Raw genomic sequence first — 7664 nt, 5'->3', positions numbered from 1 at the left:
ATTGATATTAAAAAAAGAACTAGGAACTCTATTAAAAAAAGAGAAATCTTTCATTTCCTCTGCAAAAAGAAAGAGAAGTATGAAGAAACCAAATAATAGAAGACATAGACTATCTTTTAGCAACTTATTTAAATAGGACATTACAAAATCTACCTCCTCAACTCTATCATCCCTATCATATTGATATGCACGTCTAGTGATTTAATTTCATTAAACTTGATATTGACATAAATAATAAATAGTTATATTATACAATTCGTAACGATTACGATTTGTTGAACCTAATAAATTAATATTATATGGAATACTTATTCATTTTAAATCGTAATAATTCCTAATTAGAGACAATTAAGGAGAGGAATGCAGATCATGAAAAGACTATTATGCCCGATTATTATTTTTCTTTTGATATTAAGTGGTTGTTCAAATGCTGAGCAGACAAAGGGTGAAAAAATTAAAGAAGGAACAAAAAAATTACAAATTGTCACCACGTTCTATCCAATGTATTACTTTACCCAAAAAGTGGCAGGCAGTTCTGCAAATGTTGAGTTATTAATACCGAATGGTGCAGAACCACATGATTGGGAGCCAACGGCAAAGGATATGGCTAAAATTCAAGATGCAGATATGTTTATCTATAATAGCAGATACTTTGAAAGTTGGACTGAAAAAGTATTAAAGAGCATTAATGATCCAAATTTAACTGTTGTAGAAGCTTCAAAGGGTATTGAATTGATGAATGCATTAGAATCAGAGGAGCAACACCATGGCGATCATGCATCTTCAAAAGACCCACATGTCTGGCTTTCACCTGTGTTAGCTCAGCAGGAGGTCGACACAATTACTCAGGCTTTAGAAAAGCAAGATCCAAGCAATAAAAATCAGTATGAAAAAAATGCAGATAAGTTTAAATCCCAACTCGCTGATTTAGACCACTTATACAAAGAGACAATTGATAAGGCGAAGAAAAAAGAATTTGTAACACAACATGCCGCATTTGGATATTTAGCAAAACAATACGGCTTAACTCAAATACCAATAGCAGGATTATCCCCAGATGTAGAACCGACCCTAGGTAAATTGAAAGAATTAGCAGAAGTAACAAAGAAGAAAAATGTTAAGGTCATTTATTTTGAGGGACTTACTTCTTCTAAAGTGGCTCAGACATTAGCTAATGAAATAGGAGCTAAAACAGAAGTTTTAAATCCATTAGAAGGATTGACTAAAGAAGATCAGGAAAAAGGTCTAGACTATATCGATGTTATGAAAGAAAATCTTGAGACATTAAAACTTTCTTTTCAAGACTAACCGAGGTTCAAACATGAAAGAACAAACCAGAATTCAATTGTTGAATTCTGGTTTATATGCAAAAGAGCCACCAATACGGCGGCTCTTTTTAATATCCTCTAAAAACATATTCTTCTTTAGGTGCAGAAGTAGTTGACCAATCTTCTACCTTTAAGTAAGGTATGTTTGTTTTAAAAGGCTGGTAATAGATTGTTGATATTTTCCCTTTTACAGTGACCCATTCATCGTTTTTCAATTTCGTGCCATCCGGCATTTCAACAAGCATTCCGAAAACACCTGAATCAGCGATGCAATGAATCACACCAAATCGGAAGACAAAGATTTGGTTTTTATTGATTGTTTCAGAATCATTGAAAACAAACCCTTTAAACTCGATTTCTTTTCCAAGAAAATCACCTGGGAAGTTGTAGATTGTTTCCATCCCTTTTAAATAATTCTTATCATTTAAAATGATTGTTTCTTTATTTACGTATTTTTTCTTTTCCTTCTTCATTAACACATTATAATCATCTTTCCCATAATACACACTCGTATCTGGCCGTAAAAATTGCTGCTGCATAAAGGAATCGCCTTTTCCTTCATCGTAAATAGGAAAATGAAAACCTTTTGCTTTTACAATATTTGAATCAAGGGTTGCAATTGGAAAAAATAATCCTGAAATGATTGGAAAGGCAAAAATCGGATAAATAAATAATTTTTTATACCATTTGTTTTCCTTCGCATGATTATGTCCACAATGTTCATGATCACAGGATGCATCTTTTGACTCGCCTTTGCTAAGCATAAAGATTTGGACAATCGTTAATACAAGTAACGCATAGCCAGCAGTGGCAGAAAGATAAGAATATTTCATGTTGATATATTTATTAATATCTCCTGTCAGATGCATTTGAAAGATTAAATAAGTAAAACCAATTAATATTAAGCTTCTTATCATAGTTCCAACTCCTTAAAACAACAAAGAGTACACAAATACAACAGCAAAAACGGCAGAAACAATCATAAAAACTAGCCGCTTTTTAAATGTTGCAAGCATCATCATTAAATTTTTAATATCCACCATTGGCCCAAATACAAGAAACGCTAGTAATGAACCGGTTGAAAATGTCGTTCTAAAAGATGAAGCAATAAATGCATCTGCTTCGGAGCAAAGAGAAAGAATAAAAGAGAGAGCCATCATCACGATGGATGATGATGCTTGTCCTTGACCAATCGAAACAAGAGTCGATGTCTTAATATATGTTTGAACGGCTGCTGCAATTAATGACCCGATAATTAAATATTTACCCATTGAGAAAAATTCTTCCACAGCATGTTCCAAGGTCTGCCAGATTTTTTTTAATAATGGGGTAGATTTTCCATCAGAATGGTGAAGATGGAAATGTTCTTTAAAAGGGCTCCCTTTATATCTATAAGCAATCAAAATTCCTACGAAAATAGCTACAATGATTGCTCCAATTGCGCGGTATAATGGCATCTTCCAGTCACTGCCGAATGCTATAAACGTTGCAAATAAGACGACTGGATTGATGATCGGAGCTGTCAGCATAAACGCAATACCTGCGGATATCGGCACTCCTTTTGAAACAAGCCTGCTAACGATAGGTACAATCCCACACTCACATGAAGGAAATAAGATACCTAAGAAACTTGCAAAGATTACGGCTAGTACTTTATTTTTAGGCATGATTTTTGTAATCATTTCTTCGGTTACAAATATTTGAATGATCCCTGAAATAAGTACACCTAATGTCACGAATGGCAGGGCTTCAATTAAAATCGAAATAAAAATGGTATTCATCTGTAAAAAAGATTGCGGTAAGGATATACCAAACATAGTAGTCCTCCTATATTCAAGACTCATGGAAACTACTATACTCTCATCCTATTAGTTAGTCCAACAAAAAAATCTGGAATAAATTAAATTTTTTTGGATAAAAAAAGACATCATTTATTACTACATTTATAAAAACTGGTAGTCGTGTTAATAAGTGATTGCTGCTTTTTAAATTTCTTTCGATGAAACAGGTAAAAAAAGTTTAATCCCTCGTTTATTAAACGGTAAGATTTTAATATCTCCAATCAAATGACTTATGTATCCAGCAAGGCAGGTGTAGAAAACGCCATCAATTCCTAGAGAGATTTCTAATTTAGAAGCAATAATTCCGAAAAAAATAACTCCCAAAATGGAATGGGTATAACTTCGATGTGAAACGAGAGATGCGATTAAAATATAAATCCCAAGTAGTATTAACCAAATTTCAGATAAGGAGAATCCACCTGTAATTACACCGATTCCTGTGATCGTTAACATGTGCTTTTGCTTGATCAATGAGGCTGCAATCATCATCCCCGTTCCGATTCCTATTCCAATCCATTTCTCTTTAGATCCTCCCTCATAAAAACTATAGAAGACCATCAGTATTCCTATCAATTGTGCAGCTGTCCGAATCATCTTATGGGATAAGGTGATTTTGCCGCGAAGTTTCCCTTCTATGTCGAGATCGGGGACCAAGCCCGAAATACCACCTAATCCAACTAGAAAGAGTGTCGTTGATGGGGAGGTATGGAAAGTGTTCGCAACTATAAAACCTGTTGCTGCTCCTAGTGCTGCATGTGCCGTTCCGTTCACGTATATTTCCCCTCTATAATTTATTTATGGTCCTTTACAAAACACCATAACGTATTTAATATACTACAAAACATTTGTTCTGTTTAGAGGGAAGTTGATTATGATATAAAAAAAATATTATTAGAATAGAGCCATTACTAAAAATTTCAAAAAAAAACGATTCAAGTTGTTCTTACTTTAGTTAAATTGGTCATCCTTTATACCATCCAGATAGGTTAAAATAGAAATAAAAAGGAGGATTGTCATGGACTTATTTTCAAGAATTGCAGAAGATAAAATAAAGGAAGCGATAAAAAATGGAGAACTTGATCATTTACCTGGAATGGGAAAGCCATTAGATCTGAAAGATGATCTGCCAGGGATGAGCGCTGAAATGAAAATGGGTTACCGCATGCTTAAGAATGCAGGGTTCATTTCAGATCAAGTAGATTTACGAAAAGAGATGATTACCTTAAATGATCTAATTTCTGTTGCAACCGATGACAAAGAGATTGAAAGGTTGCAAGCAAAATTAACGCGCAAACAGCTGCAATTTGAAAAAGTGATGGAACAAAGGAGAAAAAATACCAATGTGCGTTTTGGCAGTTATGCCGAAAAAATATATGGAAAAATGAAATAAAAGATGATGGCTGAGTTGATAGAAAGAAAAACTTCATTCTTAAATAACAAATCAAACATATCTTCTGAAAAATAAATCCCCAATTTGTAATACTTTTTTCGGCCAAATCCAATTTTTCAGTTCTAATATATTAAATATGAATGGGGACCACCACCCATGGACAAATTGCAGACCCCTTTAAATCAGCCTATGTTCCTGCCAAATTTGGGGTTGAGGGCTTTACGAAAACCGTAGCATTAGAAAATGCACAAACAGGTATTACAGCTAATACCATTATGCCCGGTCCGGTCCGTACTGAATTAATTGAAAAACAAATAGCTAAACTTGCCGCAGAAGATGGAACTACCGAACAAGAAGCGATGGAGGCACATATTCTAGGCAAACAGCCTATGAAACGTCTCTTAGAACCATTTGAAGTAGGGGCGTCAGCCGTATTTTTAGCTTCAGATGGAGCAAATGCTATCACAGGAACTTCGCTAAACGTATCAGATGGAATGCTAGCTTTATTTCAACCAATCCCATGGTGGATATGGATATGAAGACAATAATGAAAGACCGCTGAAATTAGCGGTCTTTAATATTGTGAATCATCCCAATATTTAAGTGTATCTGTTTTTCCGGTAGGCTCACTTTTTATAACATTCCCATCTTTGTCTTTATAAACCTCGTATTCATCGTACGTTTCCACGATGTACCCATCCACTCTTTCAGTTTTTTCAAGCTTTTCCTCTAAAACAGGAACATCACTTGAAGGCTCCACTTCCACTGGCTGTGCCATCACAGGTTGATCGGTTGAATAGGCATAGTCTTTATTTATAAATGAGTAGGGTGAATCGAGATAGGCTGCAAAACCTAAGGTGACCAATAGGAAACAAATACTTATAAAGGTTTTTAATTTCATAAACTGGGCTCCTTTTTGACTTACATGCTCGTAACCCATTTTATGCATGTCCTAAAAACATATGCCTATTAATTAGTTTGGAACATCTGTTGTTTTTACTGCAGCCCTCTGCGGGCGAAAAAGTAAAAAAAGAATAAATGCAGCAATTGAAATAATCGCACCAGAAATATAAGGGAGCCCAATTGCCATCGAAAACAGCCATCCACCAAGGGGCGGACCAATAATTCGGCCAAGAGAGTCAAAGGAAGATAAAAGGCCTGTTGAACTTCCATAGCCCGCACTTGAGGTCTTCGTTATTAGAGAAGAGACACTTGGACGAATTACACCGTTACCTAAACCGAAAATCGTTAAAAAAAGCGCAGCAGTTGCAAAGCTATTCACCAATAAAATCAACCCAAATCCAAGGGCCGAAAGGATGATTCCCGCCTGGATCACCATTCTTTCACCATATTTCTTAGTCATTCTACCAACTAGACCGCCCTGGACGATTGCACTTCCTAACCCCATAATCATAAAAATATATCCAAGTTGAATGGAACCTAAATCAGCCTTTTTAGCAGCAAAGTAAGCAAATGTTGCTTCCAAACCAGATAGGGATAAGGAAATTAATAATTGCACTAAATATAGGACGGTAACTGCACCACTAAACGCCTTCCAAAACGAAGGCTTTTCTTTGCTATATGCTTCTTTTTTCTGTTTTGATTCTTTTAGTAAGAGAAAAACAAGGATTAAGGTAATAAACGAGGATCCAGCTGCAAGATAAAAAGGCATGTTCAAACTGAATTTGGAGAAAATTCCACCGATTGCAGGACCAAAAACAAAGCCTAAGCCTGTAGCTGCACCGACTATTCCCATTCCTTTACCACGGTTTTCTTCCGTGGTGATATCTGCCACATAGGCCATGGCTGTTGGCATATTTGCAGAGGAAAGAATGCCGCCGATGATTCTAGCCGCAAATAACATCCAAAGTTCTGTTGATAGGGCTTGAATGAGGAAGGATAAACCAAGTCCAGCAATTCCAATCATCATCACTGGTTTACGCCCAATTCGATCCGAAACTTGCCCCCAAAATGGCGCGAAAATGAGTTGCATAAGCGAATATACGGCCATTAATAATCCTAATTCTGTGGGGTTCGCCCCAATTTCTTCGGCATAGAAAGGTAAAACTGGAATGATAATTCCAAATCCCACCATCACCAAAAACATAACTACAAATAAAATCGGTAAAGCGGACTTTGATTGCAAAGAATTTTCACTCCTAGATACTTTGATGTCTTGATGTTACTTATCCTATTATTAGGATAATGGAAAAGTTCGTAGAAATACAAGTCTCTTTCATCAATTATTTCCTTGGATGGGAATTGTATGCAACGTTCTTTGCCTGAACAATGAATGTATTTAACCAATTACTTGATGAAAAAGAAATGGGAGAAGCAAATTGATCCGAATAAGAAATATGGAGGGGCATTTATTTTAGGGGATCGAAATGTAGAGATTCCGCCGACTGCAGTGGTATCGGTTACAAGGGGAGAACAATTCAATATACCTCGCCTTATTGTTAATGGGTTTTTAAATCAAATGATCATGAAGGCCATGAGTAAAAACGAGAATTTAATTTTATGCAGAATTAAAGGGACAACTCGACGGCGGTGTCTGGCAGACGATGACGGTTTGGAAAGTCGCGAAAGATATGAACTCTTTTAGAACGAGTGGGATCCATAATATCGCTCGAAAGTTTTTTAGTTGGGTCTTTTATAGTGGAAAGGTACAATCGTATTTTTTGACATGGAAGGCAAATGGCTATATCCCAACTTATGAAGAATCAGCTGAAATTGTCACAATCTATGGACGGCATTTTGATAGAGGTAAGTTAGTCAGGAAAGCGCAACAACCGAATGACTTTAATAAAAATCCAAGTTAACTAGAGTGTTATAAGAAGGCTATTAAGGAGATAGCATTAAGCTAGCAAGTGCTATCAGTTTGCTAGTGTGCGACATTCCTAATGCCGAAACTAATCAAAATGTCCGCAATAAGGGCTATTGCGGACAAAAATAATCATAGAGTGATCTAAGTGTCACATCCCTTTATGAAGGACATTTCTTCTAATTTTCGATGGAGTTTTGTCATTCAAGGGCTCAATGAAAGACGTTTTTTCTGTTTCAAGAGAGAGTTTTGTCCTTTATCGGCTCAATGAAAGACATTTC

At 35.9% G+C, this 7664-nt stretch carries 9 protein-coding genes; 4 read left to right on the top strand and 5 right to left on the bottom strand.

The genetic code is table 11. From position 1 onward, the window contains the following. The first annotated feature begins 369 nt into the window (after positions 1–369). The gene (locus V7137_RS22170; RefSeq protein WP_335700081.1) at positions 370–1308 is read left to right on the top strand and encodes a metal ABC transporter substrate-binding protein; all 939 of its coding nucleotides are present in this window, start codon (positions 370–372) and stop codon (positions 1306–1308) included. Between the two features lie 88 nt (positions 1309–1396). Here V7137_RS22170 and V7137_RS22165 read toward each other — a convergent pair whose 3' ends face one another. The 3 genes from V7137_RS22165 to V7137_RS22155 all read right to left on the bottom strand — a co-directional run bounded on the left by V7137_RS22165 (position 1397) and on the right by V7137_RS22155 (position 3940). Continuing rightward, a complete protein-coding gene (locus V7137_RS22165) occupies positions 1397–2245 on the bottom strand; it encodes a TIGR03943 family putative permease subunit (protein WP_335700080.1) in 849 nt (282 codons plus the stop codon). 12 nt (positions 2246–2257) lie between these two features. Continuing rightward, positions 2258–3145, bottom strand: a complete 888-nt coding sequence (locus V7137_RS22160; protein ID WP_335700079.1) for a permease — start codon at positions 3143–3145, stop codon at positions 2258–2260. Positions 3146–3313: 168 nt separating this feature from the next. Continuing rightward, complete coding sequence (locus V7137_RS22155; protein ID WP_335700078.1) at positions 3314–3940, bottom strand: metal-dependent hydrolase; 627 nt, start codon at positions 3938–3940, stop codon at positions 3314–3316. A gap of 244 nt (positions 3941–4184) precedes the next feature. On the opposite strand from V7137_RS22155, the gene V7137_RS22150 reads away from it, so the two are divergent. Continuing rightward, the gene (locus V7137_RS22150; protein ID WP_335700077.1) at positions 4185–4559 is read left to right on the top strand and encodes a DnaJ family domain-containing protein; all 375 of its coding nucleotides are present in this window, start codon (positions 4185–4187) and stop codon (positions 4557–4559) included. Between the two features lie 140 nt (positions 4560–4699). After that, positions 4700–5098, top strand: coding sequence for an SDR family oxidoreductase (locus V7137_RS22145; RefSeq protein WP_335700076.1), 399 nt, complete (start codon positions 4700–4702; stop codon positions 5096–5098). Positions 5099–5133: 35 nt separating this feature from the next. Here V7137_RS22145 and V7137_RS22140 read toward each other — a convergent pair whose 3' ends face one another. Then, a complete protein-coding gene (locus V7137_RS22140) occupies positions 5134–5460 on the bottom strand; it encodes a hypothetical protein (RefSeq protein WP_335700075.1) in 327 nt (108 codons plus the stop codon). A gap of 72 nt (positions 5461–5532) precedes the next feature. Further along, positions 5533–6705 (bottom strand): MFS transporter, encoded by a 1173-nt coding sequence (locus tag V7137_RS22135; protein ID WP_335700074.1) that lies wholly within the window; start codon positions 6703–6705, stop codon positions 5533–5535. A gap of 418 nt (positions 6706–7123) precedes the next feature. Here V7137_RS22135 and V7137_RS22130 point away from each other — a divergent pair, with 418 nt between their 5' ends. Then, the gene (locus V7137_RS22130; RefSeq protein ID WP_335700073.1) at positions 7124–7381 is read left to right on the top strand and encodes a hypothetical protein; all 258 of its coding nucleotides are present in this window, start codon (positions 7124–7126) and stop codon (positions 7379–7381) included. The last annotated feature ends 283 nt before the right edge of the window (positions 7382–7664 follow it).

This window comes from Neobacillus drentensis, from assembly GCF_036962765.1.
GTDB lineage: Bacteria > Bacillota > Bacilli > Bacillales > Cytobacillaceae > Neobacillus > Neobacillus drentensis_C.
Note: the sequence above shows the minus strand (reverse complement) of the source record. Positions and strands in the feature narration are given on the sequence as shown.

What these genes read in the sequence shown, in the direction of transcription:
- V7137_RS22140 (WP_335700075.1), bottom strand. Translation starts at nt 5,460, where the DNA reads ATGAAATTAAAAACCTTTATAAGTATTTGTTTCCTATTGGTCACCTTA.
- V7137_RS22160 (WP_335700079.1), bottom strand. Translation starts at nt 3,145, where the DNA reads ATGTTTGGTATATCCTTACCGCAATCTTTTTTACAGATGAATACCATT.
- V7137_RS22165 (WP_335700080.1), bottom strand. Translation starts at nt 2,245, where the DNA reads ATGATAAGAAGCTTAATATTAATTGGTTTTACTTATTTAATCTTTCAA.
- V7137_RS22170 (WP_335700081.1), top strand. Translation starts at nt 370, where the DNA reads ATGAAAAGACTATTATGCCCGATTATTATTTTTCTTTTGATATTAAGT.
- V7137_RS22145 (WP_335700076.1), top strand. Translation starts at nt 4,700, where the DNA reads ATGGGGACCACCACCCATGGACAAATTGCAGACCCCTTTAAATCAGCC.
- V7137_RS22130 (WP_335700073.1), top strand. Translation starts at nt 7,124, where the DNA reads ATGACGGTTTGGAAAGTCGCGAAAGATATGAACTCTTTTAGAACGAGT.
- V7137_RS22150 (WP_335700077.1), top strand. Translation starts at nt 4,185, where the DNA reads ATGGACTTATTTTCAAGAATTGCAGAAGATAAAATAAAGGAAGCGATA.